Annotated in this window: 23 protein-coding genes; 8 read left to right on the forward strand and 15 right to left on the reverse strand. The window is 61.2% G+C overall.

All coding sequences use genetic code 11. The annotated features are described in order from the left end of the window. Positions 1-49: 49 nt before the first annotated feature. Positions 50-799, reverse strand: a complete 750-nt coding sequence (locus ASD03_RS30090) for a LuxR family transcriptional regulator (RefSeq protein WP_057217909.1) — start codon at positions 797-799, stop codon at positions 50-52. Positions 800-1,286: 487 nt separating this feature from the next. Between ASD03_RS30090 and ASD03_RS30095 the strand changes: the two genes are divergently transcribed. Then, on the forward strand, positions 1,287-1,562 hold the full coding sequence (locus ASD03_RS30095) for a DUF1153 domain-containing protein (protein WP_003527546.1): 276 nt from the start codon (positions 1,287-1,289) through the stop codon (positions 1,560-1,562). Positions 1,563-1,778: 216 nt separating this feature from the next. After that, a complete protein-coding gene (locus ASD03_RS30100) occupies positions 1,779-2,060 on the forward strand; it encodes a GNAT family N-acetyltransferase (RefSeq protein ID WP_025424704.1) in 282 nt (93 codons plus the stop codon). Positions 2,061-2,218: 158 nt separating this feature from the next. On the opposite strand, the gene ASD03_RS30105 is transcribed toward ASD03_RS30100, so the two are convergent. Continuing rightward, on the reverse strand, positions 2,219-2,569 hold the full coding sequence (locus tag ASD03_RS30105; protein WP_025424705.1) for a hypothetical protein: 351 nt from the start codon (positions 2,567-2,569) through the stop codon (positions 2,219-2,221). A gap of 441 nt (positions 2,570-3,010) precedes the next feature. Between ASD03_RS30105 and ctrA the strand changes: the two genes are divergently transcribed. After that, positions 3,011-3,712, forward strand: a complete 702-nt coding sequence (gene ctrA / locus ASD03_RS30110; protein ID WP_025424706.1) for a cell cycle two-component system response regulator CtrA — start codon at positions 3,011-3,013, stop codon at positions 3,710-3,712. 279 nt (positions 3,713-3,991) lie between these two features. On the opposite strand, the gene ASD03_RS30115 is transcribed toward ctrA, so the two are convergent. Together ASD03_RS30115 and ASD03_RS30120 are read right to left on the reverse strand one after the other, a co-directional pair. After that, a complete protein-coding gene (locus ASD03_RS30115; protein ID WP_025424707.1) occupies positions 3,992-4,354 on the reverse strand; it encodes a response regulator in 363 nt (120 codons plus the stop codon). 264 nt (positions 4,355-4,618) lie between these two features. Further along, on the reverse strand, positions 4,619-5,272 hold the full coding sequence (locus ASD03_RS30120) for a histidine phosphotransferase family protein (protein ID WP_057206585.1): 654 nt from the start codon (positions 5,270-5,272) through the stop codon (positions 4,619-4,621). Positions 5,273-5,549: 277 nt separating this feature from the next. On the opposite strand from ASD03_RS30120, the gene ASD03_RS30125 reads away from it, so the two are divergent. Both ASD03_RS30125 and ASD03_RS30130 read left to right on the forward strand, forming a co-directional pair. Then, positions 5,550-6,137, forward strand: coding sequence for an EipA family protein (locus ASD03_RS30125; RefSeq protein WP_025424709.1), 588 nt, complete (start codon positions 5,550-5,552; stop codon positions 6,135-6,137). A gap of 261 nt (positions 6,138-6,398) precedes the next feature. Then, positions 6,399-7,580 carry a hypothetical protein gene (locus ASD03_RS30130; protein ID WP_057217910.1) on the forward strand — a complete coding sequence of 394 codons (1,182 nt, stop codon included), beginning with the start codon at positions 6,399-6,401 and terminating at the stop codon, positions 7,578-7,580. Between the two features lie 16 nt (positions 7,581-7,596). On the opposite strand, the gene ASD03_RS30135 is transcribed toward ASD03_RS30130, so the two are convergent. Both ASD03_RS30135 and ASD03_RS30140 read right to left on the reverse strand, forming a co-directional pair. Continuing rightward, a complete protein-coding gene (locus ASD03_RS30135) occupies positions 7,597-8,433 on the reverse strand; it encodes an RNA methyltransferase (RefSeq protein ID WP_057217911.1) in 837 nt (278 codons plus the stop codon). Between the two features lie 4 nt (positions 8,434-8,437). Next, a complete protein-coding gene (locus tag ASD03_RS30140) occupies positions 8,438-8,821 on the reverse strand; it encodes a hypothetical protein (RefSeq protein ID WP_025424712.1) in 384 nt (127 codons plus the stop codon). A 29-nt stretch (positions 8,822-8,850) separates the two neighbouring features. Here ASD03_RS30140 and ASD03_RS30145 point away from each other — a divergent pair, with 29 nt between their 5' ends. Together ASD03_RS30145 and rpoH are read left to right on the forward strand one after the other, a co-directional pair. Further along, on the forward strand, positions 8,851-9,879 hold the full coding sequence (locus ASD03_RS30145) for an RluA family pseudouridine synthase (protein ID WP_025424713.1): 1,029 nt from the start codon (positions 8,851-8,853) through the stop codon (positions 9,877-9,879). A gap of 210 nt (positions 9,880-10,089) precedes the next feature. Continuing rightward, a complete protein-coding gene (gene rpoH / locus ASD03_RS30150) occupies positions 10,090-10,995 on the forward strand; it encodes an RNA polymerase sigma factor RpoH (RefSeq protein WP_057217912.1) in 906 nt (301 codons plus the stop codon). Positions 10,996-11,082: 87 nt separating this feature from the next. Here the strand turns inward: rpoH and ASD03_RS30155 are convergent, their stop codons facing one another. Then, positions 11,083-13,344 carry a hypothetical protein gene (locus ASD03_RS30155; RefSeq protein ID WP_057217914.1) on the reverse strand — a complete coding sequence of 754 codons (2,262 nt, stop codon included), beginning with the start codon at positions 13,342-13,344 and terminating at the stop codon, positions 11,083-11,085. A 63-nt stretch (positions 13,345-13,407) separates the two neighbouring features. Beyond that, entirely contained in the window at positions 13,408-14,706 is a 1,299-nt protein-coding gene (locus tag ASD03_RS30160; RefSeq protein ID WP_057206594.1) for an adenylosuccinate synthase, read from the reverse strand. A gap of 207 nt (positions 14,707-14,913) precedes the next feature. Here ASD03_RS30160 and ASD03_RS30165 point away from each other — a divergent pair, with 207 nt between their 5' ends. Then, the gene (locus tag ASD03_RS30165; protein ID WP_057206595.1) at positions 14,914-15,798 is read left to right on the forward strand and encodes a DMT family transporter; all 885 of its coding nucleotides are present in this window, start codon (positions 14,914-14,916) and stop codon (positions 15,796-15,798) included. A 48-nt stretch (positions 15,799-15,846) separates the two neighbouring features. On the opposite strand, the gene ASD03_RS30170 is transcribed toward ASD03_RS30165, so the two are convergent. The 7 genes from ASD03_RS30170 to ftsH form a co-directional block, all read right to left on the reverse strand. Continuing rightward, on the reverse strand, positions 15,847-16,431 hold the full coding sequence (locus tag ASD03_RS30170) for a GNAT family N-acetyltransferase (protein ID WP_234907901.1): 585 nt from the start codon (positions 16,429-16,431) through the stop codon (positions 15,847-15,849). Between the two features lie 113 nt (positions 16,432-16,544). Then, complete coding sequence (gene serA, locus ASD03_RS30175; RefSeq protein ID WP_057217916.1) at positions 16,545-18,140, reverse strand: phosphoglycerate dehydrogenase; 1,596 nt, start codon at positions 18,138-18,140, stop codon at positions 16,545-16,547. 86 nt (positions 18,141-18,226) lie between these two features. Continuing rightward, positions 18,227-19,405 (reverse strand): phosphoserine transaminase, encoded by a 1,179-nt coding sequence (locus tag ASD03_RS30180; RefSeq protein ID WP_057206599.1) that lies wholly within the window; start codon positions 19,403-19,405, stop codon positions 18,227-18,229. A 164-nt stretch (positions 19,406-19,569) separates the two neighbouring features. After that, complete coding sequence (locus ASD03_RS30185; RefSeq protein ID WP_057206644.1) at positions 19,570-20,403, reverse strand: outer membrane protein; 834 nt, start codon at positions 20,401-20,403, stop codon at positions 19,570-19,572. 190 nt (positions 20,404-20,593) lie between these two features. Next, positions 20,594-21,412 (reverse strand): outer membrane protein, encoded by an 819-nt coding sequence (locus tag ASD03_RS30190; RefSeq protein ID WP_057206601.1) that lies wholly within the window; start codon positions 21,410-21,412, stop codon positions 20,594-20,596. Positions 21,413-21,642: 230 nt separating this feature from the next. Beyond that, entirely contained in the window at positions 21,643-22,995 is a 1,353-nt protein-coding gene (gene glmM / locus ASD03_RS30195; RefSeq protein ID WP_025424723.1) for a phosphoglucosamine mutase, read from the reverse strand. A 417-nt stretch (positions 22,996-23,412) separates the two neighbouring features. Next, entirely contained in the window at positions 23,413-25,356 is a 1,944-nt protein-coding gene (ftsH, locus tag ASD03_RS30200; RefSeq protein WP_025424724.1) for an ATP-dependent zinc metalloprotease FtsH, read from the reverse strand. Positions 25,357-25,455: the final 99 nt, after the last annotated feature.

The raw sequence follows: 25,455 nt of genomic DNA on the forward strand, positions 1-25,455 counted from the left end.
CGGCGGCAAGGGCGGTGCTATGGCGCCAGGCCGGTCAGGGCGGTCCGTCTCAGATCAGTTTCAGCCTCATGGCGCGGGCGATCGCCTGCATGCGGTTGACGGCGTCGAGCTTGCGGGTCGCGCTCTTGAAGTAGCTGCTGACCGTATAGGTGGAGATGCCGAGGATGATGGCGATCTCGTCGCTGCTCTTGCCGGCTGCCGCCCAGCGCAGACACTCGATCTCGCGGCTCGACAGCTTTTCGCGCGCCGAACTGCCGGTGTCGAAGGTACGCTCAAGGCATTCGAACAGCTGCACGAGGGAAAGATAGAGCGTAGCCTGCTCGACGCCGACAGGCGGTTCCCGTCGCCCGGACAGCATGGCGACGAAGGGATCGCCGCTGCTCGTATGCAACTGGACGGCGAAATGGCGCCCCATCTCCGGATGCGCCAGCAGCCGGTGCACCATCGCCTCGTCGGTCGGCTTGCCGGCGGCATCGAGCAGCTCGGCGCCGCCGGTTACCGGCAGCTTGGTGCCACGCAGGCGCTCGACCAGTACGCTCGACTGAAAGATCTCGCAGGCGTCGTACTGGCGCACCAGCTCCGACGGCCAGTTGCTGAGCACCAGGCGCTCGGAAAAGCGCTGCTGTTCGGCCAGCGGCAGGCGCGCGATCATGAAATGGCCGAAGCCATAGCGCGCGATCAACCGCCGCATCAGGTGCAGAAGTTCGTATTCCGTGCGGACGGCAGCCGTATCGATTTCGGAAATCATGTCCGCCGTCTCAGCCTCGCGCAGCAAGGCTGGTTCATTCGATTCCTTCATCTCTGATCACCACATCACCGGTGCCAACGCACCTGGTCGAGAGAATACAAACAGCCCCGAAAATCATCCGGTGCATGAACTTCACCCGGCAGCCAGAATACAGCCACCCTCTCCGGCATGCCCGCGAAAGCAACGCGACCGGTTGTGAAAATATGACGATGCACCAAGAATGATTCGGGAGCGCACAAACGTCGCTCATCCTTTATTTCGGCGCCTCGTTACCAAGAATTTTAGTTAAAGTGAAATGTGGTAATTGCATGGCTCCCATGTAAAATCCGCGATAATCCAAAGCTTTCCGGGCATTAAGGCGGCTCTTGTCGAGCGCGACAGGCGTCGCGATCGCCGGCGGGACGTTGCGGAAGTGATCGAGGGAGTGTGCGGAAGTATTTAAAATTATGAGCAAATTGTTACCGACCGCTTAGGCAAATGTTAAATGTGGCGGGCTAAGGTCAGCAACATATGGTCTTGAGTTTGTGTAGAGAGTCCCATGACCGAAATGATGCGACCACGTGTAAAATATGTCATCGGCCCCGATGGCAGTCCTCTGACGATTGCGGATCTGCCGCCGGCGAATACCCGGCGCTGGGTTATTCGCAGGAAGGCTGAGGTGGTTGCCGCTGTCCGCGGTGGCCTTTTGAGCCTTGAGGAAGCGTGCGAACGCTATACCCTCACTGTCGAGGAATTCCTTTCCTGGCAGTCCTCCATCAACGATCACGGTCTGGCCGGCCTGCGCACCACACGCATCCAGCAATATCGCCACTAAAAGCCCCCAACAGGGCCATAGGTCGAACGGCGGCTCCGGAATTTCCGGTGGCCGCCGTCTTCGTTTTCCGTCGCCCGCTCCGCCCCGTCTTTCAATAGGCAACATTTCGGCGACAGTGCGTTTCCCCTTCGCGTTCGCCAAACCGGTTTCGAATGCTGCAGTCATGCGATAGCATCTTCAGCAACACGCAAACGTTGAATGTGAAGGGATGCTGAGATGGATATCGCCCACGAAGAAATCGGTTCGCACGGCCGCTACTCGACAACCGTCGAAGGCTATACCGGCGAGATGACCTATTCCCGCTCATCGCCGAAACTGATCATCGTCGATCACACGCTCGTTCCCGACGAGTTGCGCGGCAAGGGCGTCGGCCAGGCGCTGGCAAAACATGCAATCGACGAAGCGCGCAAGGGCGGCTGGAAGATCATTCCGCTCTGCCCGTTCATGCGCGCGCAGGCGCTGCGCCATCCCGATTGGCAGGACGTGATCCAGGCCTGAGGCGGCAAACCACCAAAGTTCCGAAATGGGAAAACCCGCCCGACAGATGCCTGTCGCGCGGGTTTTTCGTTCTTGTGACAATCGTGCCGGATCGGGCCATGCCATCGGCATCGCCCGACAAAGAATGAAAATCATCTGCCTCGAAACGGCTAAGGAGCTTACGCCCTGAGACGCGTCGTCGTATCCCGTTCCTCGAGCGCCGCCGCCTTCGCAAATTCGGCCTGCACTTCTTCAAGTGCAAGTTCGGCCGCATCCTGCTGCGCCTTCAGTTCACGAATGGAGACCTGAAGATTGTCGGCTCTTTGACGAGCAGCCTTGGCGAAAGTGGGATAGGCAAAATGCGAGGGATCGGAAATGCCCGACTTCTTTTCCTCGAAAACAATCTGATTTTCCAGATCCTTGGTCATCCGTTCGAACTCAGCCATCATCATCTGAAGCTGGCTCAGCTGACGCTGCTTCTCCCTGACCTGAAATTCCTTCAGGCGGACAAGGCTCTCACGTGCTTTCATACGCAATACTCCCGTGGATAACGAGACCCCGGTTACTGATTTGGCCCGTCGAGCCTGCCCCAACAGACAGAAAACGAAAATCGACAGCGATATTAACAAAAGCCTACCGCTGGTAACCTTTCGTTTACGGGCATCGTTAATCATAGGGGTGATGATTTAAGGCTCCGTAAATACTGAGGCACGAAATATGACGGCCCCGGCATTAACGAGTCAGAAGAGTCAGATAGCGGCATTTCCTCATGTTTCGCATGAAAAGTGCCATTTTGGATTCACGTTTGAAATCAGGGAACTGCTAAAAATATTTAACAATCTCGATACAGCTTGCCAGAGTGAATCAGAATTTGTTAACCATTTGATGGCAGCCTCCAAATCAGGCAACGACTGGATCCGTATCGCGTAAGGGGGCCACGATGACCTTGGGCGGCGGAAAAGGGGAAGAATATGCGGGTTCTACTAATTGAAGACGACAGCGCAACGGCTCAGAGCATTGAGCTGATGCTCAAGTCCGAGAGTTTCAACGTTTACACCACCGATCTCGGTGAGGAAGGCGTCGATCTCGGCAAACTCTATGACTACGACATCATCCTTCTCGACCTCAACCTTCCGGACATGTCCGGTTACGAGGTCTTGAGAACACTGCGTCTTTCCAAGGTGAAGACGCCGATCCTCATTCTCTCCGGCATGGCCGGAATTGAAGACAAGGTTCGCGGTCTCGGCTTCGGCGCCGACGACTACATGACCAAGCCCTTCCACAAGGACGAACTGGTGGCGCGCATCCATGCGATCGTTCGCCGTTCCAAGGGTCATGCCCAGTCGGTCATCTCGACCGGCGAACTGATCGTCAATCTCGATGCCAAGACGGTGGAAGTCGGCGGACAGCGCGTCCACCTCACCGGCAAGGAATACCAGATGCTCGAGCTGCTTTCGCTGCGCAAGGGCACGACGCTCACCAAGGAAATGTTCCTCAACCACCTCTACGGCGGTATGGACGAGCCGGAACTGAAGATCATCGACGTCTTCATCTGCAAGCTGCGCAAGAAGCTTGCCAATGCTGCCGGCGGCGCCAACTACATCGAAACCGTCTGGGGCCGTGGCTACGTTCTGCGCGAGCCGGATGGTGCCGAATACGCCGAAACCGCCTGATTTCGAGCTTTCTTCCGGGCGCGGCATGGACCCGCATATCCAGGCATGACGCCAACGGACGCCTTTTGAACAAACCCGCCCTTCGAGGCGGGTTTTTTCGTTATGGTCGCCCCTTCCCTCGGTGATCAGGTGCTTCCTGGTGTCAAAGGTCCGAAGGTGGTGACATGCGCCTGCCAAGGCCTTGATCTCGGGTGTCATGCAAAAAGTGCCAAGACGAGACAGCAAAAAGCCGCAGCAACTGCCGCGGCTTGTTCAGTCCGGAAACACGTTTATTGCGGTTCAGGCCGCCATCGACTGGCTGGCAAAGACGCTCGTCAGGATCTTGCGATCGAACGGCTTCAGCAGGAAATCATCGGCACCGGCGCGCTTGCCGGCCATCATCTTCTTCAGATCCGCCTCGACGACGCAGTAATAGATGCGCACAGACGCACCATTCGGCAGTCGCCTGATATTGGCGATGAGATCCAGAGCGCCCTCCAGGCCGGCGTCGACCACGAGAATATTCGGCAGCTCGGCTTCGCAGCGCACCAGCGCCTCAAGGCCGCTCGGCGCTTCGTAGACAAGGAAGCCCATGCCGGACAGGATACGTTTCCCAACTTTCCTGACGACATCCGAGCCGTCGGCAATCATCAAGCGCCGCATGTCCAACTCCTTCATGACTTACCTATACGCGTGCTCGCACGCCTGAAACAACCCTATACAAATTTGGCAAAGATTTCGTTACGGAGCTTGCTTAACGCAGGCTCTCCGGCTGTTTTTAACACGCTGAAAATATTAATTTTTCGGTGAACCGGCCAAAAGCCAGGAAAGGCGGGCGCTCAAACTGTGGCCACGCAAATGTCCGGCGCGGGGGCCATCGCCACACCGCGCCGGACATGTATCAAAACAGCAAAGGCAGCGCCGGACTTAGGCGTCGACCGGCTTCATACGCGCCGTGAAGATGATCTCTTCGCCGGTCGAAACCACATCGATCGTCATGCCCGCTTCCTCGCCGAGCAGCACCGTGTAGTAGGGCTGGATCGAATGCGCATCGACCGCCTCTTCCGGCGTGCCGGACAGAAGTTCGACCAGACGCGGCGGCACGCGCATCATCCGGCCCTTGCAGGCCAGCGTGAACACTGCGTCGAGCTCGGGATTTTCGAGCGTGATGTCGATGACGCCACCGCGCGGGATCGCCCCATAGGCGATGAGGAAAAGATTCAGGAGGAGCTTGACCCGGTTCTTGGCGATGATGGCGCGCGGCCCGTGCCAGTTGACCTCGGTCTTCTTCTCGGCGGCGGCAAAGTCCTTGGCCGCCTTTTCCGCTTCGCCGGTATCGATCGACGCGCCGACCGAGCCGGAGGCGCCGAAGGCGAGGCGAGCGAACTTCAGGCGGACCGACGCGTTGAGTGCGCTGGTGCGGATGAGGTCCATGGCGTCGGCATCGGCGCCGCCCTCGTCCAGAAGTTCCAGGCCATTGTTGATGGCGCCGACCGGCGAGATGATGTCGTGGCAAACCCGGCTGCACAGAAGCGCGGCCAGATCGGGTCCCGTCAATGTCAGGTTCGGATTCGTTGCCATCGTCTTTCCTTGTTCGGTTCCATCGGCATGCGGACATGAGGCACGCGCTCGGGCAGAGCCGGTAAAGCCTCAGGCGCTAAGACGCAAGCCATGGGCTGCCCGGCGCAGCCGTTCATCAGTGGATCATAATGACACCACATTTGGTAAACCGATTGTTAAGACCATCGGTTCAAATTGCAGGGAAATGGTCCAGACCCCCGCTGGCCGCGCCGTCACAGGCGATGCCGGCCATAGCAAACCCGCAAGCGAGTGATTTTCGCGCCTGACGGAGGAAACGATGCAGCAGATCATGAAGGCAGCCACGATGGCCAGCCGCGCTATCCTGGCGACGATGTTCCTGATGGCCGGCGCCATATCCGCCGCCCATGCCCAGCAGGCGAATAGTCAATATTCGATGCAGGAGATCGTCGATGCCGGTCACGGCTTCTTCGGCGAAACCTCGGGCGGCCTCGCCAAGGTGGTGGAGCGCGCCTTCGAACGTTACGGCCTGCCGAACGGCTATATCCTCGGACAGGAAGGTTCTGGCGCCTTCATCGCTGGCCTGACCTACGGGGAAGGCGAACTCAACACCAAGAATGCCGGCCAGCACAACGTCTTCTGGCAGGGGCCATCACTCGGCATCGACTGGGGCGGACAGGGCAGCCGAACGATGATGCTGGTCTACAACCTTCCGAGCGTGCCATCCCTCTACAAGCGGTTTGGCGGCGTCTCCGGTTCGGCCTATGTCGTGGCCGGCGTCGGCATGACGGTGCTCACCGACGAACACATCGTCGTCGTCCCGATCCGCACCGGCATCGGCGCCCGGCTCGGGGTCAATGTCGGCTATCTCAAGATGACGCAGAACCCGACCTGGAACCCCTTCTGACCTAACTGCATGTTTCCTTGAATCCTATTCGATTTAAGGAAAAAACATGCAGCAATTTAAAGTGCTACAGCGACCTTTGCGCGTCTAACAAGACGCGCGGCGCTGTAGATGGCGGGTGCGCTTTGGCGAAATCCCGCGTCAAATACTTGCAGCGCACGAAACGTCATGTTTAGTGCAGGAAAGTAACATCAAGCGCCTTGCTCTGACTATGATGGTCGGGCGGGGCGTTTGCTTCCGGTCCAGCTTTGAAACGGCCAGCTCGTGATTGAATTCTCGCTCCTCTTTGCCCTGGGCTTCCTGACGGCGATCATCATCGGCCTTCTCGTCGCGCCGGCCATTCACCGCCGCATCGTGCGCTTTGCCGAGGATCGTCTGAAGGCGACCATGCCGCTCAGCCCCCAGGAAGTGCGCGCCCAGAAAGATGCCGCCCGCGCCACCTTTGCCGCCGAGAACGCACGCACGCAGCAAGCCCTGAAGCGCGAGCGCGACAAGGGCGTATCGCTGATGCTCAACAACGAGAAGACACTGCAGGAGGCACGCCGCCTGAACGGCGAGAATGCCGATCTGCATTCCCAGCTTGCCGACATGAACGTCGAAGCCGCCGACATGCGCTCGGCGATCCGACAGTTCGAGCAGCGACTGGAGCGCATGAAGGTTTCGCTCGAAACCGTCGAGCGCGACAACGCCGGCAAGGCGGAAACGATCAAGACTCTGACCAATCAGTTGGCGCAACAGGCCGCCGCCATCGACAATCTACGCCTCGACCTTGCCGCCGGCGAGACAGAGGCCGAAAACCTCAAGAGCCGCGTCGCGACGCTCCGCGACGAGCGCGATGCGCTGCGTGCAGATCTGAAGACGGAAAGCGCGCATGCCAAGGAAATGGAGCTGCGTCTTGCCCGTGACGAGAGCCGCCTGCAGCGACTGGAAGACAAGCTTTCGCGGGAACTGGCTGCAGGCGCCGATCGCGAAAGCGCGCTCGAGCGACGCGCCGATGAAATCGAACGACTGAAGACCAAGGTGAAAGACGTGAACCAGGACATGCGGGATGCCGCCAAGGTGTTGCGCGCGGCAGGTATCGCCTTCCCAGCGCGCAAGGACCGTCGCGCAAGCGGCAGCGAGCCGTCGGAGGGCGTTGCCGCGCACCCTGCGCAGCTCATCGAGCAACCGGGCGTGCCGCCGCTGGAAACTGCGGCGCTTTCGCATGAACTCAAGAACCGTGCGGCCGCCCTGTCGGAACGGTTGACCAATTCCAAGACGACCGCCCATGACGATGCCTTGCGCGAGGAAGTGGCGGAAATTGCCGCCGGCATGGTGGCTCTGACGGCAACGCGCGAGGGCGCCGCCTCGCCGATCCTCAGCCTGCTCGCGGGTGATGACAAGAACGATGTGGCCGGCCGCAAGAGCCTGGCAAAGCGGGCAAAGGAAATCCTGCCGAAGGAATAGGCACTTTCGGTGCGCGTCAGATCCGGTCGTTGATCAAGGCGACCTGATGCAGCGCGATGCCGGCTGCCATCGAGACATTGAGGCTGTCGAGCCCGGGCCGCTGGCGAATGCGCGCGGTGCGTATGGATTTCAGGATGGCCGGCGGCAGCCCCTCACCTTCCGTTCCGACGAGCAAGGCAGTGCGCCTGGCCGGCGGTATTCCGCCGATGTCGGTTTCGCCGGCCGGCGACAGCCCCCAGATCGCAAAGCCCTCGGCCTGCAGCCGTTCGATCAGCGACGCCGCCGACCCTTCGCGCGCAAACGGCACAGTCAGCACCGAGCCGACGGAAACGCGGATCGCCTTGCGGTACATCGGATCGCAGCTCGTCTCATCCATCAGCACCGCATCGACGCCGAAGGCCGCCGCATTGCGAAACAGCGAGCCCATATTGTCGTGATTGGAGATGCCACAGGCTGCGAGCACAAGGCTCGTAGCCGGCAGTGAGGCGAGCAGCGCGTCCCGGCCGGCAACGCCGTCACGGCGCCCGAGTGCCAGCACGCCACGGTGCATGTTGAAGCCGGCAATCGCGTCGAACACCGGTGCCGCCGCCACATAGACGGGCACGTCAGCGGGAAATTCCGCCAGAATGGCCTCCACGCCGGCCACACGGCTTTCGAGAAGCAGGATGGCCTCGGCGCCAAGCCCGCTGTTGGAGCGATGCGCCGCCGCCAGCATGCGCAGCACCACCGTGCCTTCAGCGATGAAACGCCCCTGTCGGCCCGTCAGGTCGCGCTCCTTGATCGACACGAGGCCGGCGATCCGCGGATCTGCCGGATCATCGATGCGGATCGGAGGCGAGGCGCTTGAGCTCATACCGTCAGTTGGTCCTGACGGTGATGTCGGCCACGATGCGGCCGGCGGCGATATCGAAGACGATGGCGCGCGGCTCGGCGCCGGGCAGATTGCCGTAGAAAAGCACCTGCGAGCCCGACAGCGCGACGTTGGTCACCGTGAAGCCGGCCGGGAGGGCGGCAACCGCATTGACCGGCGCCTCGCTCGGAACGGCGATGGCTGCGGATTGCGCCTGCGCCTTTTCGTCCGTGCGGGTCAGCTTGTAGACAATCGTTCCGAGGACAGCCATAAGCATGACCAACATCACGCCTGCCGAGACGAGTTGCAGCCGCACCATCTTGCGGCGAACATTCTCCATCGCCGGGTCTAGCGGCTTGTCTTCCTGGTCATCGGGCGCGGTCGCGGTCATGATTGGCCTTTTATCGGAATTAAAACGGAATGAACGACCCCTTTAAACAAGCAGCAGCCAATAGGAAAGTCCTGACGGCGGGCGAGGACGCCGCAGGGCGGCTCGATTCCTTCCTGACCGAGGCACTTTCGGGCGAGTTTTCCCGCAACCGGATCAAGAGCCTGATCGAGCAGGGTGCTGTTTCGATCAACGGCAAGCTGGTGACCGAACCGAAGAAGAAGGTCCAGCCGGGCGACCATTTCGAGATCGACCTGCCCGAGCCGGAAGATCCGGAGCCGAAGGGCGAGGATATCCCGCTCGACGTGCTCTATGAGGACGACCACCTTATCGTCCTGTGCAAGCCGGCAGGGCTTGTCGTTCATCCCGGCGCCGGCAATTGGACGGGCACGCTGGTCAATGCTCTCATCCACCATTGCGGCAACAGCCTCTCGGGCATCGGCGGCGTCAAGCGGCCCGGTATCGTCCACCGCCTCGACAAGGAAACGAGCGGGGTCATGGTCGTCGCCAAGAACGACGCCGCCCATCGCCATCTGTCGGACCAGTTTGCCGATCACGGCCGCACCGGCCCGCTCGAGCGCGCCTACCGGGCCGTCGTCTGGGGCCGTCCGCGCCAGCTGAAGGGCACCATCGACGCCCCTCTCGGCCGGGCGGGAGACCGCACCAAGCGCGCCGTAAAACGCGAGGACAGCGACGACGCCCGCGAAGCGATCACCCATTACGAGGTCGTCGAGCGCTATCTGGAAAAGCCCGACGGCACCAGCCTGGCATCGACGGTGGAATGCCACCTCGAAACCGGTCGCACCCACCAGATCCGCGTGCACATGGCTCACATCGGGCATCCGCTGATCGGCGACCCGGAATATGGCGCGGCCTTCCGCACCAAGGCCAACCTCTTGCCGGAAGCGGCAAAGTCCGTGGTCAGCCAATTCCACCGCCAGGCCCTGCATGCCTTCATGCTGCAGTTCGAACATCCGTCGACCGGCGAGACCATGCACTTCGAGGCCCCGATGCCTGAAGACATGGCGGCCCTGGTCGAGGCCCTGCGTGGCGCAACGTAGCGCCACCTCTTGAATTTCGGCCGCAGGATTCCAATCTTAACTGCGCCTCTATTCGTGATCTGTCTTGCCTCCGGCGTCACATGTTAGTGAAACCGGACTCCTTGAATCATGCTTTCGCCGTACTTATTTTGTAGCCTCGTGGGGTCTTAACGAAGACCCACATGCCCGGCCTGCCGCCCGGAGGCCGGAGACTATAAAGGGGGGTGCTTCATGGCCCGAAACAATTTGCCGTCCATTGCCGCTGGTGAAGGCGGCCTCAATCGTTATCTCGACGAAATCCGCAAATTTCCCATGCTCGAGCCGCAGGAAGAGTACATGCTCGCCAAGCGGTATCAGGAGCATGACGACCGCAACGCCGCTCACAAGCTCGTCACCAGCCACCTGCGCCTCGTCGCCAAGATCGCGATGGGTTATCGCGGCTACGGCCTGCCGATCGGCGAAGTCGTGTCTGAAGGCAACGTCGGCCTGATGCAGGCCGTCAAGAAGTTCGAGCCCGATCGCGGCTTCCGTCTGGCGACCTATGCCATGTGGTGGATCAAGGCCGCCATCCAGGAATACATCCTGCGCTCCTGGTCGCTGGTCAAGATGGGTACGACCGCCAACCAGAAGCGGCTGTTCTTCAACCTGCGTCGCCTCAAGGGCAAGATCCAGGCGCTCGACGAAGGCGACCTGAAGCCTGAGCACGTCAAGGAAATCGCCACGACGCTGAAGGTCAGCGAGGACGAGGTCATCTCGATGAACCGTCGCCTGTCCGGCGATGCTTCGCTGAACGCGCCGATCAGGGCGAGCGAAGGCGAATCCGGACAATGGCAGGATTGGCTCGTCGACGACCACGACAATCAGGAACAGATCCTGATCGAGCAGGACGAGTTGGACAGCCGCAAGGCCTTGCTCGCAAACGCGATGAAGGTGCTCAACGATCGTGAACGCCGCATCTTCGAGGCGCGCCGCCTTACCGAAGATCCGTTGACGCTCGAAGACCTGTCGACTGAGTTCGATATCAGCCGCGAGCGCGTGCGCCAGATCGAAGTCAGGGCCTTTGAAAAGGTCCAGGACGCCGTCCGCAAGGCGGCGTTGGAGAATGCCCAAGCCTTGCGCGTCGTCGAAGGCGCATAAGTCCGAGGCTTGGGATAACAGGAAACGAAAAAACCCAGCGAAGTTCTCGCCGGGTTTTTTGTTGTTTCTGCTTCAGCGTGTCCGGCCCTATTGGCCTGTCGCTGCCGTATTGCCTGACGATCCCCAAGCGCGCATCGCCTGGCTGAAGGCTTCGTTGCCACTCTGGCCCTTTTCAAGCGTCAGCAAGGCGCGGCGACCGTTGCGGTATGTCAGCGGGATATCGATCCAGCCGCGGCTGCGCAGCAGTTCGGTATTGCTGCCGACCGCTTCGGCGAAGTCGTTGAGCGCGATCATGTGGAAGTCGTCGGTGATCTTGGCGGGTACCGCGATCAGCGCATCGCCACGATCCTGCTCCGTCCGCTTCATCGAAACGCGCTGCACACCGTCTATGGCGCCGCCTTCGAAGTTCTGCGGCAGCGAGAACACGAACTCGATCACGTGGCTCGCCGGCAGGGACGGATCCGCATTGCGCTTGATCGTCATCAGCGCCGTCAGCCCGCGGTCCGGCACAGTGATCTGAGCCTGAATTGCCGGTTCCGGCTTGGCGTCGCCACCCGGCGACTCCTCCTTGACCGACCAGGCGACCGTTCCTGGAATGGCGGTCGGAGAGGATTGGCCGAGCCGCTCTTCGTAGAGGAACATCTTTTCGCCGTTGGCAACCGCAACATCCGGCTGTGCCGGCTGAGCGCCGGGTTGCAGACCTGTACCAGGCGTTCCGGCGTCGGTACCAGGCGTACCGGCCGCTTCTTCCTGCGGTTTTCCGGCTTCGGTCTGCGGTGCGACCGACTTGCCTTCCTGCGCGGCACTTTCACCGTTCAAGACGGCCGGGCCGGCATCGGTTTCCGAGCCATCGGCAAGCAGGCGCTGGGTAAATTTCGTCGACGTGTTGTCCGGAACAGCCGTGTCGTCATGCCCGCCGGGCTGTTGGGTCGCGGTCTCGCCGGTCTGCGCGGGGGGCGTGCTCTGCTGTTCTGCGGGCGTCTCGCCATTACTGGAAACAGCGGATGTGATCGAAGCGACCATGCCGGAGATCCAGGCATTGCCCGCTTCCCGGTTTTGCCAGTAGGCAAACCCGCCGCCGCCGAGCACGAGCAGCAGGCCGGCGACGATCACCAGGCGCTTGACGCTGAAGCGCGAAGGCTTTGGCGTCGTGCGATACGAAGTCGGCCGCGCCGGCATCTCGATGCCGCGATCGGCATCCTTGGCCGTCGCAGTTCCCGCAGCAGCGCTGGCCGCCGTTGTCGCGCCGCCTTCAAGACCCAGAAGATCGTCAATGTGATCCCAGGCCGTGCCGGCGCGTTCCTGCTGGCTTGCGGTCTCCGCCGAGTTTGCGGCCGGCGTTGGCGATGTCTTTTCGACCGGCCACGACCAATCGGAAATTTCGGCGTCGCTGGCCTTTTGAGCCGGGCGCTCGGTGATCGAGGCAAACGGATCGTCGTCGTCGAACGACCAGGAACGGCTGGCATCCGCTTTCGGCGCCGCTGGCTCTATTTCGGCAGGCTTTTCCTCGACGGGATGCATGCCGAGCAACTCAGGTGCACCGGCATCGTCGACCACGTTGTCCGGTTTCGCGTCCAGTGAGGAACGCTCAGGAGCGGGCTTCGTGTCTTCCCAGTCCGGCAGTTCCCACTCCGAACGCGCTGACGTTTCCGGAGCAGGCGCGACAGCGGGCGCATCCCAGGTCGCATCCTGCACCGATTCGGGTTCAGGCTCGATGGCGGGGGCAACCGGCGCGTGGTCATAGACCTCTTCAGCGGCAGGCTGGGCGGGTGCGACGATTTCCTCATCATGCGCCTGTGCCTCGACCGGCTGCTCGTCCTCGACCGGCGGCTGCCAAGTCGGCTCGGCCTGCTCTTCGACGGCTTCGGCGTGTTCGGCCGTTGCTTCGGCGGGCACGGGCTCGGCATACAGCTGCTCATCATGCTCGACGGACGAGTCGGCGTCAGCAGGCTCGACATCGCCAACGGCTTCTGTCGCCGGTTCTTCGGCAGCGGCCGTCACCGGCTCGCTTTCCGCCTCGGACTCGACCTGCTCGACAGGCGTCTCGACGACTTCGCCCGGTTCCGGTTCCGCCTCAGCGGGCACGACCGCATCCACGACTTCAGCCTCTGGCTCGACCTCGTCGACCGCCGGAAGCGCCTCAGCATATTCGCTGTCGACCTCGCCGATCGCGTTTTCGAGCTTTGCCAGCTGACGATTGATCATATCGTCCGACGGACGCGGATTCATATTCTCGAGCTGGCGACGCACGGCGGCGCGCGCCTTCTCGTAGACCTTATCCCGCATTTCCGGTGTGTTTTCCGACAGGCCGTCAACGGTCCTGCGAATAACTGCAACAAAATCCGCCATCAGAACTTTCTCATACGCTCAGGCATGTGTTTGCGATCACGACGCAATGTCAGTCCGCCGACACTAGTCCTCAAAGGGGTCCGTCACAAGTATTGTGTCGTCCCGCTCCGGGCTGGTCGAAAGAAGAGCCACCGGTGCACCGATGAGTTCCTCGACCTGGCGAACATACTTGATCGCCTGTGCCGGAAGATCTGCCCAGCTGCGTGCGCCGACAGTCGATTCCTTCCAGCCTTCAAGTGTAATATAGACTGGCTTTGCCGAAGCTTGCTGCGCCTGGCTTGCCGGAAGATGATCGATCTGCTGTCCGTCGAGAGTATATCCGACGCAAATCTTCAGTTCATCAAGGCCATCGAGCACGTCGAGCTTGGTCAGCGCGATGCCGGTGATGCCGTTGGCAGCGACCGACTGGCGCACGAGCGCAGCATCGAACCAGCCGCAGCGGCGCTTGCGTCCGGTAACGGTGCCGAATTCGTGGCCGCGCTCGCCGAGGAACTGGCCGATCTCGTCGTGCAGTTCGGTCGGGAACGGGCCCTCGCCGACGCGGGTCGTATAGGCCTTGGTGATACCGAGAATGTAGCCGAGCGAGCCCGGGCCCATGCCCGAACCGGCGGCGGCCTGACCTGCAACGGTGTTGGACGAGGTTACGAACGGATAGGTGCCATGATCGATGTCGAGAAGCGTGCCCTGCGCGCCTTCGAACAGGATGCGGGCGCCCTTGCGCCGCGCCTTGTCGAGCAGCACCCAGACGGTTTCCATGAACGGCAGTACCTTGTCGGCAACCGAAGACAGCTCGAGCATGATCGCGTCATGGCTGATTTCCGGTTCGCCGAGGCCACGACGCAGCGCGTTGTGGTGCGTCAGCAGGCGATCGACCTTGGCCGGCAGGGTTTCGAGATCGGCAAGGTCCATCACGCGGATCGCACGACGGCCGACCTTGTCTTCATAGGCCGGGCCGATGCCGCGGCGGGTGGTGCCGATCTTGGTGCCGCTGTTGGAGGCAGCGTCTTCGCGGAAGCCGTCGAGTTCGCGGTGCAGCGAAAGAATGAGCGTGGCGTTGTCGGCAACGCGCAGGTTCTCCGGGGTGATCGTCACGCCCTGCTTGCCGAGCTTGTCGATTTCAGCGATCAGCGCATGCGGGTCGATGACCACGCCGTTGCCGATGACGGCGAGCTTGCCGGGACGCACGACGCCGGACGGAAGCAGCGACAGCTTGTAGCTGACGCCGTCGATCACCAGGGTATGGCCGGCGTTGTGACCGCCCTGAAAGCGCACGACGATATCCGCGCGTTCCGAGAGCCAATCTACAATCTTGCCTTTGCCTTCATCACCCCACTGGGATCCGACCACCACGACATTCGTCATAATTCTCTTCCTGTTGACGCGCGCAAGTAGGGTTGCGCTGTTCTCAAAACCCGCGCATCTATACTGTGTTGTCACCGGGAAAGCGACCCCGTTATGACGGGCGTTCCGCCCTTTTTGCATGACAAGCGCTGGATTTAGCGCCTATATCTTGCGTCTCTCCCGCCCTTGCGGCAATCAATCCCCGTCATCCCAGCAGGTTGCAGCATCGTGAATTCCAGGGCTTATTTCTATCTCTGCGTCACCGCACTCTTCTGGGGCGGCAATTCGGTCGCCGGAAAAATGGCCGTCGGGCATGTCAGTCCGATGATGCTCACCACCCTTCGCTGGGTGTTTGCGCTTCTCATCATCCTGGTGCTAATGACGCCGCAGATCCGCCGCGATTGGCAGAAGATCAAGCAGCATTGGCTGCAGCTGCTGGCCTATGGCGTCATCGGTTTCACCACCTTCAACGCCCTGCTCTATTCTGCGCTGAAATATACCAGCGCGATCAACGCGGTCATCCTGCAGGCCGGCATCCCCATGCTGATCTTCCTGTTCAATTTCATGCTGTTTCGAACCCGCGCCTCGATCGCACAGGTGATCGGCTTCACCGTGACGCTGATCGGCGTGCTGATCACCGCCGCGCACGGCGACATCGCCAGCCTGCTGCAACTGGAGTTCAACTTCGGCGACGCCCTGATGATCGCCGCCTGCATCGTTTACGCCGCCTATACCGTGGCACTGCGCTGGAAGCCCACGATGCATTGGCAGAGTTTCATCGCCGCACCCGCCTTCGGCGCCCTGCTCAGCGCCATTCCACTGCTCTTCTGGGAGATCGGCAACGGCACGGCGATCTTTCCTGACACGACCGGCTGGATCATCGTGCTCTACGCCGCCATCTTCCCGTCATTGATGTCGCAGGTGCTCTATGTCCGCGGCGTCGAGATGATCGGCGCCAACCGTGCCGGGCTCTTCATCAATGCCATCCCGGTCTTCGGCACGCTGCTGTCGGTCATGCTGGTCGGCGAGACCTTCCACACCTTCCATTTCATCGCCCTGCTGCTTGTTCTCGGCGGCATCGCCATTGCCGAGAAGGGCCGCCCGAAACACTAATACCAACCCGCACGGATATTGACCTCTTCCGGCCGAGCCGGCGCTCTTTCAGGCGAGCAACCGCTCCATGTAGAGCGCATCCTCGCCGTAGCTTGCAAGCTTGCTTGCCAGCCGCTTGTCCATGCGGACGGAAAACCCCTGCCGCTCCCAGAAGCCGCGCGAACCGTTGACCGACACCAGCGACATCGAGTGGTAGCCTTCCGACCGGGCGATAACGGCGAGCAGCGGCACGACGTTGCCCCCTGCCCCGGATCCGCGGGTCTCAGGCAAAAGCGCCAGATCGTGAATGTACCAGGTGTCGGCGGTTTCTGGGATCTCGCCCAGCACCGCGTTCAGCGAAGGCGGCGCACGGCGGAGCCAGGGATGGCTCAAGACATAGCCTTGGGCGACGCCGCCGACCTCCAGCATGAAGCAGCCCTCGGGGCTCAATTCCAGCCGATCGGCAAGCACGTGATCGTCCTCGGGGAATGCCTCGTGAACCACCAGCTGGATTTCGGAGACCGAAACGAGATCGGGAAGGCTGGCCTCGCGCCAGCGGAATGCCTGTCGTGTCATTGCCGTCATCAATGTTTCAAACCGAAAGAACGCACCGGCTTGTCCGATGCGTTCCTGGTCGTTCTCGAATTCAATCATCTGCCCGCCTTGGCGAGCCGGCCATTCGCTGGCGCATGGGTCACAAAATCATGGCCGATTTGCGCCCTTCAGCCTTGCGCACCAGGCGGTGCGCAAGGCTGCTGCATCCATGATCAATCGATGTTGAACACCAGCGGTTTTGCCTGGCGGATCGCGCCGTTGGCGCGCAGCTTGTCGAGCACGTCATCGGAAACCGGGCCGTCGACATAGAGCAACGCGATGGCGTCGCCGGCTTCCTTCTCGCGACCAAGCTGGAAGTTGGCGATGTTGACGCCGGCATCGCCGAGGGTCATGCCGATGAAGCCGATCATGCCGGGTACGTCGGTGTTGGTGATGTAGACCATGTGGCTGCCGACATCCGCATCAAGGTTGATGCCCTTGATCTGGATAAAGCGCGGCTTGCCGTCGGAGAACACCGTACCGGCGACCGAGCGGGTCTGGTTGGCGGTCTTGACCGTCAGCTTGATGTAGCCGTCGAAGACGCCGGTCTTGTCACGCTTGACCTCGGAAAGAATGACGCCCTTTTCCTTGATCATGATCGGAGCCGAAACCATGTTGACATCGGCCACCTGCGGCCGGATGAGACCGGCGAGCACGGCACTGGTCAACGCCTTGGTGTTCATCGCTGCGGTCGCGCCATCGTAGAGGATCTCGATTTCCTTGATCGCGCTTTCCGTCACCTGGCCGACGAAGGCGCCAAGCACGTCGGCAAGCCGGATGAAGGGCTTGAGGATCGGGGCTTCTTCGGCGGTGATCGAGGGCATGTTGATGGCGTTGGAAACGGCACCCTTGACGAGATAGTCCGACATCTGTTCGGCGACCTGCAGGGCGACGTTTTCCTGTGCTTCCGTGGTCGACGCACCGAGATGCGGCGTGCAGACGACGTTCGCCAGGCCGAAGAGCGGGCTTTCCGTCGCAGGCTCGACCTCGAACACGTCAAAGCCGGCGCCGGCAACGTGGCCGGACTTGATCGCGTCGGCCAGCGCCTTCTCGTCGACGAGGCCGCCGCGGGCGCAGTTGATGATGCGCACGCCCGGCTTGGTCTTGGCCAGAGCTTCGGCATTGAGGATGCTGCGGGTCTTGTCCGTCAGCGGCACGTGCAGGGTGATGAAGTCGGCCTGGGCCAGCAGCTCGTCGAGCTCGACCTTGGTGACGCCCATTTCTTCGGCGCGCTCCTTCGACAGGAACGGGTCATAGGCAAGCACATGCATCTTGAGGCCGATGGCGCGCGAGCAGACGATCGAGCCGATGTTGCCGGCGCCGATGACGCCAAGCGTCTTGCCGGTGATTTCGACACCCATGAAGCGGGACTTCTCCCACTTGCCGGCCTGCGTCGAGGTGTCGGCGGCCGGAAGCTGGCGGGCAACGGCAAAAAGCAGCGCGATGGCGTGTTCGGCCGTGGTGATCGAATTGCCGAAGGGCGTGTTCATGACAATGATACCGCGGCGCGAAGCGGCCGGAATATCGACATTGTCGACGCCGATGCCGGCACGGCCAATGACCTTGAGATTGGTCGCAGCGGCGATCAGCTTCTCGGTCGCCTTGGTGGCCGAGCGAATGGCAAGACCGTCATAGTTGCCGATGATTTCGGCGAGCTTGTCCTTGTCCTTGCCGAGCTTCGGCTGGAAATCGACTTCAACGCCGCGGTCGCGGAAGATCTGGACGGCGGTTTCCGACAGTTCGTCGGATACGAGAACGCGAGGTGCCATGATGGCCTCCTTGAGAAGATCAGGTCTGAACGGGAATGCGGTACAAGGGCTTCGCTCCCCCATCGGGAGCGAAGCAAACGCTTGGGTTAGGCCGCTGCCAGCGACAGCGTCGCCTTCTGGGTCTCAAAAGCCCAGGTCAGCCACGGCATCAGAGCTGCCATGTCGGATGCCTCAATCGTGGCACCGGCCCAAATTCTGAGACCGGACGGTGCATCGCGATAATGGCCGATGTCGAACGCGACACCTTCTTTTTCGAGCAGGGCGACAACGCCCTTGGCAAAGGCTGCCTGTCCATCCGCATCCAGTGCGGCGACGTCCGTGTCGACGATCTTCAGGCAGACCGACGTATTGGAGCGGGTTTCGTCCTTGACCGCCAGATTGGCGATCCAGCCGTTGGCTGCAACGAAGTCGAAGATCACCTTGGCATTGGCGTCGGCACGCGCCATCAGGCCCTTGAGCCCACCGACCTTCTCAGCCCAGACGAGCGCATCGATGTAGTCTTCGACGCAGAGCATCGAAGGCGTGTTGATGGTCTCGCCGGTGAAGATGCCTTCGATCAGCTTGCCGCCGGAGGTCATGCGGAAGATCTTCGGCAGCGGCCAGGCCGGCACATAGGTCAGCAGGCGTTCGACGGCACGCGGCGAAAGAATGATGACGCCGTGTGCGCCCTCGCCGCCCAGAACCTTCTGCCAGGAGAAGGTGACGACATCGAGCTTGGCGAAATCGAGGTTCTGCGCAAAGGCGGCAGACGTCGCGTCGCAAATGGTCAGGCCCTTGCGGTCGGCCGGAATGAAGTCGGCATTCGGAACGCGCACACCCGAGGTCGTGCCGTTCCAGGTGAAGACGACGTCACGATCGAAATCGACCTTGGAGAGATCGGGAAGTTCGCCGTAACCGGCTTCGAACTTGCGTACATCGGCGAGCTTCAGCTGCTTGACCACATCGGTCACCCAGCCGGCGCCAAAGCTTTCCCAGGCGACCATGTCGACGCCACGCTGGCCGAGCATCGACCAGAGCGCCATTTCGACGGCGCCGGTATCGGAAGCGGGCACGATGCCGATGCGGTAATCGGCCGGCACGTCAAGAATGTCACGGGTAAGATCGATGGCCTGCTTGAGCTTCGTCTTGCCGACCTTGGCGCGGTGCGAACGACCGAGCGGAGCGTCGGAGAGAGCATCGAGCGACCAACCGGGGCGCTTCGAGCAAGGGCCAGAAGAAAAATGGGTGTTGTTCGGACGGATGTCCGGCTTGGCAGGCTTCGTCATGTGCTATCCTTCCAGATAGATAGCCCTTCGTTGGGGAAGGGTGTCCCGCCGTCGGAAATATTGCGGGTCCGGAAGGAAGTCAAGCGACTTGTGTCGCAATCGAGAATATTTATGGCGTCGCAGGCAATATCAGCAAAGATGAGGCTGCGCCTGCCGACCGAATGTTACCAGAACGAGAAGCGCAGGCCGGCTCTGATCTCGTGACGGGAAAGTCCATCGTCGAAACCCTTTGCCCCGCTCGCACCCGCCAGTGCCTCGGCACCGAAGCCGAACATCTCGCCGTCGCCGATATGCGAGTAACGGTAGCCGACATCGAGCTTCAGACGATCGCTGAGGTCGTAGGAGACGCCGGTCATCAGCGCATAGGTGAAGCGCCAGCTGTCGCGACCGTCAAATGAGGTTGTGGCCGGAGCGCCGGCACAGGCGCCGCCGCCGGCAACGCAGCTCTCACTGGCAAAGGCGGTATTCCAACGCAGATTGGTCGCGCCGATACCGGCGCCGAGATAGGGCGTGAAGCCGGCGAGCGTTCCGAAATCGACATAGGCGTTCGCCATCAGGCCCAGCGCGGAAAAATCCGCCGTCGCGGCAAAGGCGCAGGACGTGCCGGCACCCTGCCCCGCGCAGGGGCTTGCGGTCAGCGACGAGCCGTCGAAACGACCCTCGAAATAATCGACCGTGAGGTCAGCGCGGAAAGTGTCGGTGATCTGGTAGCCGAGGCCGATGGTGCCCGAAAGCGGTTTATCGAAGCGTGCACCGTCGAACGGAATATTGCTGTAACCGGTCCCCTGATCGAAGGTGCGGTAGCTAGGATCGCCTTCGTCGCGCCAGCCGGCGTAACCGATGTCGCCGCGCAGGTAGAGGCCGCTGCTGCCGGTTGCTTCCTGGGCAATCGTGATTTCGGGGGCGTCGATCAGGGTCTCGTCTGCGGCAACTGCCGGACCGGAAAGCAACAGGCCGACACCGAACGCGGCTCCGCAGATCCCGTTTCGCCATTCCATGCCCATGCCCTTTCGCTGCCATTGCCGTCGCCGAATAGGATCCACCCACCAGCTGCTTCGTTCAGCGTTAACTATTGCAGACGGAGGTTAACTCGCGGTTAACCATGCCCGTTGGGATTTGGGCAAAGCTTTGGGCGAAACGACAAAGGCCGCCCCGGGGGCGGCCTTCATGATTTCAGCGTCATATGTCTTACTTGTAGACGATCGGCTCCGGCTCGTAGGGAACTTCGCAGACATTGCCGAAGGAGTAGCGCAGACCAGCGCGTGCCTCGTGGATGTAGAAACCCTCGTCGAAGCCCGGGCCGCCGCCGTTGTTGTAGCCGAACATGTCGCCATCATCGACCTGGCGGAAGCGGTAGCCAACGTCTGCCTTGAGATTGCAGGTCAGGTCGATCGCAGTACCGGCCATGAGCGCGTAGGTGAAGCGCCAATCGCTCTCGCCACCGTGATCCGTCGTCGGGTCGCAATCTGCCGGATTGCTGACACTGCAGCTGGTGTTGCGCAGTCCGTCCCATTTCACGTGCGTGGCACCGATACCGGCACCGACATAGGGGGTGAAGGCGCCGTAGGTGCCGATGTCGACATAGGCGTTGGCCATCAAGCTCCAGGCGGAAACCGAGCTTGTGTCACTTGACACGCAGGGACCCGCGACGATCCCGCAGCCGCCCAAGGTCGAGCCGTTGAAGTCGCCACCGCCCCAGTAGTCGAGCGTGACGTCGGTGCGCAGATAGTTGTTGAACTGGTAACCGACACCGCCGCCAATGACCCAGGAGTCATCGATATCGGCCGAGGCGAACTCAGCGATAGAGCCGCCCGGGCCTCCCTGGTAGTAATTCGCGCCGCGCAGGTCGTTCCAGGCGTAGCCGACGTCGCCGCGCAGATACCAGCCGCTGGTCTGGATCACTGGCTCGACGATAGGCGCTTCGACAGGCGGTTGGTAAATGTCGGCAGCAAAAGCTGCCGTGCCGCTGAGCAAGACTGCAACAACGCCACTCAAAATTCTCTTCATGGCCCACTCCAATACATTCGGTTGCTTGGTGCACCATGAAAGTGGTGTCCAAATCCTGACGTTGGTTATGGATAATGAGGGGGAAAGGTTAAACTCCGATTAACTACAAACGTTTACCGTGTGCATTAAGGAACGTTAATACTCCGGGCTGCGGCAACTTGTTCTTTGGCGAGCAAAGAAAAGGCCGGTGATTGTCACCGGCCCTGGAGGAAACTTCTGAAGGTACGCTTTTAAGCAGCGTTACGCGCGCTGCCGATGACATTGATCAGCCCGTCGACGATCCGCTCGACCTGGCCGCGGTCATCGCCCTCGGCCATGACCCGGATCAAAGGCTCTGTACCCGACGGACGGATCAGCAGGCGGCCGGACTTGGCAAGCTCGGCTTCCGCATCGGCAATCGCCTGGCGCACGGCTGCATCCTCGAGCGGCTTGCCGGCGGACACGCGCACATTCTTCAAGACCTGTGGCACCGGCTCGAAACGGTGGCAGACCTCGCTCACCGGCTTGCCCAGGCGCTTGACGACCGCAAGGATCTGCAGGGCGGCCACGAGACCGTCACCGGTCGTGCCGAAGTCCGACAGCACGATGTGGCCGGACTGCTCGCCACCGACATTCAGGCCGTCCTGGCGCATCTGCTCGACAACGTAGCGGTCGCCGACCTTGGTGCGGCGCAGCTCGATACCACGGCCCTTGAGGTAACGCTCCAGCCCCAGGTTGGACATGACGGTTGCGGCGATCGCGCCGCCACGCAGCGTGCCATCCTCGGCCCAGCTGTCGGCGATAACAGCCATCAGTTGGTCGCCATCGATCACAGTGCCGTTCTCATCGACGATCAGAACCCGGTCGGCGTCGCCATCAAGCGCGATACCGATGTCGGCGCGCACCTCATGCACCTTCCTGGAAAGGGCCGCCGGATGGGTCGAGCCGCAATCGAGGTTGATATTGACACCATTCGGCTCGGTCCCGATCGACACCACCTCGGCGCCGAGTTCCCAAAGCGCCTGGGGTGCAACCTTGTAGGCGGCGCCGTTGGCGCAATCGATGGCGATCCGCAGGCCCTGAAGGGTGACGTCGCGCGGCAGGGTGCGCTTGGCGTGTTCGAGATAACGATAAATGTCGCCGTCGACGCGCTTGGCGCGGCCGATGTCTTCCGCCTTGGCGAGCTGGCCGGACAGATCCTGATCGAGCAGCGCTTCGATCTTGGCTTCGATATCGTCGGAGAGCTTATAGCCATCAGGGCCGAACAGCTTGATGCCGTTGTCCTGGAACGGATTGTGCGACGCGGAAATCATCACACCGATATCAGCGCGCAGCGAGCGCGTCAGCATGGCAACGCCGGGGGTCGGGATCGGTCCGAGCAGGAACACGTCGAGACCCGCAGCCGTAAAACCGGCAACCATGGCGTTTTCAAGCATATAGCCGGAGAGGCGCGTGTCCTTGCCGATCACCACCCGGTGGCGATGGGCGCCATTGCGGAAGATCGTACCGACTGCAATGCCGACCCGCATGGCGAGATCCGGCGTCATTGGAAAGATATTGGACTGACCGCGGATACCGTCCGTGCCGAAATACTTGCGCTTCATAAGAACTCCATCGTTCTGCTGGGTCAATGCAGGCTTTGCCTGCTTCACCTGTCTGCGTGCTCCGCGACTGGGTTTCATTGACCAGACCTCATATCATTCCGGCTGTTGCCGTGGCCCCCGCGACATTGATGCCGAAGCAAAGGCCGAGAGTATTTCGTTTCTTCTTTGACACAAAACCAATGCAAACGGCAGCGACGATAGCATCAGAAATCATTACAACGCGTTACCAAGTGCAATCCTGCACGTACAGCGCCGCGCGTCTTATTGGACGCGCAAAGGTCGCTGTAGCACTTTGAATTACTGCATGTTTTTATCCTTAAATCGAATGCGATTTAAGGAAAACGTGCAGTAGCAACAAAAAGCCGCCGCACCCTCCGGCGCGGCGGCTTCTGAGTTAAGCGTCTGAAACCAAAACCGCTATTGCGGCTGCGGCTCGAACCCACCTTCGGATTCTTCGCCCTTGTTACCCGACGAACCCTCTTTCTTCACGCCAGCGGAAGGCACGGCGGAGCCGCGATGCGGCGGGGTGTCGTCGCCGAGGTCGCGCGCCGGCTTTTCGCCGCGGATCAGCGCCTTGATCTCTTCGCCGGTCAGGGTTTCGTACTCGAGCAGCCCTTCCGCCAAAGCCACGAACTCGTGGTTCTTGTCGGTGAGGATCTTGCGGGCGGTCTCGTAGGCCTCATCGATCAGACGACGGATTTCGTTGTCGATCTTCTGAGCGGTCGCTTCCGAAACGTTCTTCTGCTGCGCAACGGAGTGACCAAGGAAGACTTCCTGCTGGTTCTCGCCGTAGGAAACCTGGCCGAGCTGGTCGGAGAAGCCCCACTGCGTCACCATCGCTCGAGCAAGCTTGGTTGCCTGCTCGATGTCGGATGAAGCGCCGGAGGTGATGTTCTCCTTGCCAAAAGTCAGTTCTTCGGCGACGCGTCCGCCCATCATGATGGCGAGCCGCGAGACCATCCACTTGTAGCTCATGGAATAGCGGTCGCCTTCCGGCAGCTGCATCACCATGCCAAGCGCTCGTCCACGCGGAATGATAGTCGCCTTGTGCAGCGGATCGGCCGAGGGAACGTTGAGCGCCAGGATTGCGTGTCCGGCTTCGTGGTAGGCGGTCAGCTTCTTTTCGGCTTCGGTCATGGCGGAGGAGCGGCGCTCCGCACCCATCATGATCTTGTCCTTGGCGTCTTCGAACTCGAGCATGGTGACGACGCGCTTGTTGCGGCGCGCGGCCATCAGGGCAGCTTCGTTGACGAGGTTCATCAGGTCGGCACCGGAAAAGCCGGGCGTGCCGCGGGCCAGAACCTTGAGGTCGACATTCGGCGCCAGCGGCACGTTGCGAACGTGCACCTTGAGGATGCGTTCGCGGCCGTTGATATCCGGGTTCGGCACCACGACCTGGCGGTCGAAACGGCCCGGGCGCAGAAGGGCCGGATCGAGAACGTCGGGACGGTTGGTCGCCGCGATCAGGATGATGCCTTCATTGGCCTCAAAGCCGTCCATCTCGACCAGCAACTGGTTCAGCGTCTGCTCGCGTTCGTCGTTGCCGCCGCCGAGACCGGCGCCGCGATGGCGACCGACGGCGTCGATTTCGTCGATGAAGATGATGCAGGGCGCATTCTTCTTGGCCTGTTCGAACATGTCGCGCACACGGCTTGCGCCGACGCCGACGAACATTTCGACGAAGTCCGAACCGGAGATGGTGAAGAAGGGAACGTTGGCTTCACCTGCGACCGAGCGGGCAAGCAGCGTCTTACCGGTACCGGGAGGGCCGACGAGCAGCACGCCGCGCGGAATACGTCCGCCGAGCCGCTGGAACTTCTGCGGGTCGCGCAGGAATTCGACGATTTCTTCCAGATCCTGCTTGGCTTCATCGACACCGGCAACGTCGTCAAAGGTGACGCGGCCATGCGCTTCCGTCAGAAGCTTGGCCTTGGATTTGCCAAAGCCCATGGCGCCTCGCGAACCGCCCTGCATCTGACGCATGAAGAACAGCCAGACGCCGAGGATCAAAAGCATTGGCAGCAGCGTGCCGATATAGCTCAGGAACCCGGAGGAGCCATCGGTTTCCGGACGAACGGTTACCGTCACGTCCTTGGCTTCCAGACGCTCGGTGAGCGCGGTGTCAACCGAAGGTGCATAAGTCTGGAACGTCGCGCCGCTTTCAGAATAGCTGCCGATGACCTTGGAGCCGGTGATCACGACTTCCTTGACGCGGCTCGCATCGACGTCCTTGAGGAACTGCGAGAACGGAATCTCGCGCGAGCCGGTGCGCTCGGTCGGTTGCTGAAACATGCTAAACAGCGCGATCAGCAAAAGCGCTATGATTGCCCAAAGGGCAAAATTACGAAAATTAGGGTTCATCGAACTCCCCGGAACCTGTCACGACCCGCACATTTCGCCGGGCCGCTTTCTTGCCCCTAACATAGGGTTCTGGCGACGCCTTGCCAAGGCAAACCGCCA

Origin of the sequence: Ensifer sp. Root127 (assembly GCF_001425225.1) — a bacterium.
Lineage (GTDB): Bacteria > Pseudomonadota > Alphaproteobacteria > Rhizobiales > Rhizobiaceae > Ensifer > Ensifer canadensis.

Coding starts and splice junctions, on each gene's coding strand:
- ASD03_RS30125 (WP_025424709.1), top strand. CDS start 5,550: ATGCAGCAGATCATGAAGGCAGCCACGATGGCCAGCCGCGCTATCCTG.
- ASD03_RS30105 (WP_025424705.1), bottom strand. CDS start 2,569: ATGAAAGCACGTGAGAGCCTTGTCCGCCTGAAGGAATTTCAGGTCAGG.
- glmM (WP_025424723.1), bottom strand. CDS start 22,995: ATGAAGCGCAAGTATTTCGGCACGGACGGTATCCGCGGTCAGTCCAAT.
- ASD03_RS30095 (WP_003527546.1), top strand. CDS start 1,287: ATGACCGAAATGATGCGACCACGTGTAAAATATGTCATCGGCCCCGAT.
- ASD03_RS30120 (WP_057206585.1), bottom strand. CDS start 5,272: ATGGCAACGAATCCGAACCTGACATTGACGGGACCCGATCTGGCCGCG.
- ASD03_RS30155 (WP_057217914.1), bottom strand. CDS start 13,344: ATGGCGGATTTTGTTGCAGTTATTCGCAGGACCGTTGACGGCCTGTCG.
- ASD03_RS30180 (WP_057206599.1), bottom strand. CDS start 19,405: ATGACGAAGCCTGCCAAGCCGGACATCCGTCCGAACAACACCCATTTT.
- ASD03_RS30100 (WP_025424704.1), top strand. CDS start 1,779: ATGGATATCGCCCACGAAGAAATCGGTTCGCACGGCCGCTACTCGACA.
- ASD03_RS30140 (WP_025424712.1), bottom strand. CDS start 8,821: ATGACCGCGACCGCGCCCGATGACCAGGAAGACAAGCCGCTAGACCCG.
- ASD03_RS30145 (WP_025424713.1), top strand. CDS start 8,851: ATGAACGACCCCTTTAAACAAGCAGCAGCCAATAGGAAAGTCCTGACG.
- rpoH (WP_057217912.1), top strand. CDS start 10,090: ATGGCCCGAAACAATTTGCCGTCCATTGCCGCTGGTGAAGGCGGCCTC.
- ASD03_RS30090 (WP_057217909.1), bottom strand. CDS start 799: ATGAAGGAATCGAATGAACCAGCCTTGCTGCGCGAGGCTGAGACGGCG.
- ASD03_RS30190 (WP_057206601.1), bottom strand. CDS start 21,412: ATGAAGAGAATTTTGAGTGGCGTTGTTGCAGTCTTGCTCAGCGGCACG.
- ASD03_RS30115 (WP_025424707.1), bottom strand. CDS start 4,354: ATGCGGCGCTTGATGATTGCCGACGGCTCGGATGTCGTCAGGAAAGTT.
- serA (WP_057217916.1), bottom strand. CDS start 18,140: ATGGCACCTCGCGTTCTCGTATCCGACGAACTGTCGGAAACCGCCGTC.
- ASD03_RS30160 (WP_057206594.1), bottom strand. CDS start 14,706: ATGACGAATGTCGTGGTGGTCGGATCCCAGTGGGGTGATGAAGGCAAA.
- ASD03_RS30170 (WP_234907901.1), bottom strand. CDS start 16,431: ATGATTGAATTCGAGAACGACCAGGAACGCATCGGACAAGCCGGTGCG.
- ASD03_RS30185 (WP_057206644.1), bottom strand. CDS start 20,403: ATGGAATGGCGAAACGGGATCTGCGGAGCCGCGTTCGGTGTCGGCCTG.
- ASD03_RS30135 (WP_057217911.1), bottom strand. CDS start 8,433: ATGAGCTCAAGCGCCTCGCCTCCGATCCGCATCGATGATCCGGCAGAT.
- ctrA (WP_025424706.1), top strand. CDS start 3,011: ATGCGGGTTCTACTAATTGAAGACGACAGCGCAACGGCTCAGAGCATT.
- ftsH (WP_025424724.1), bottom strand. CDS start 25,356: ATGAACCCTAATTTTCGTAATTTTGCCCTTTGGGCAATCATAGCGCTT.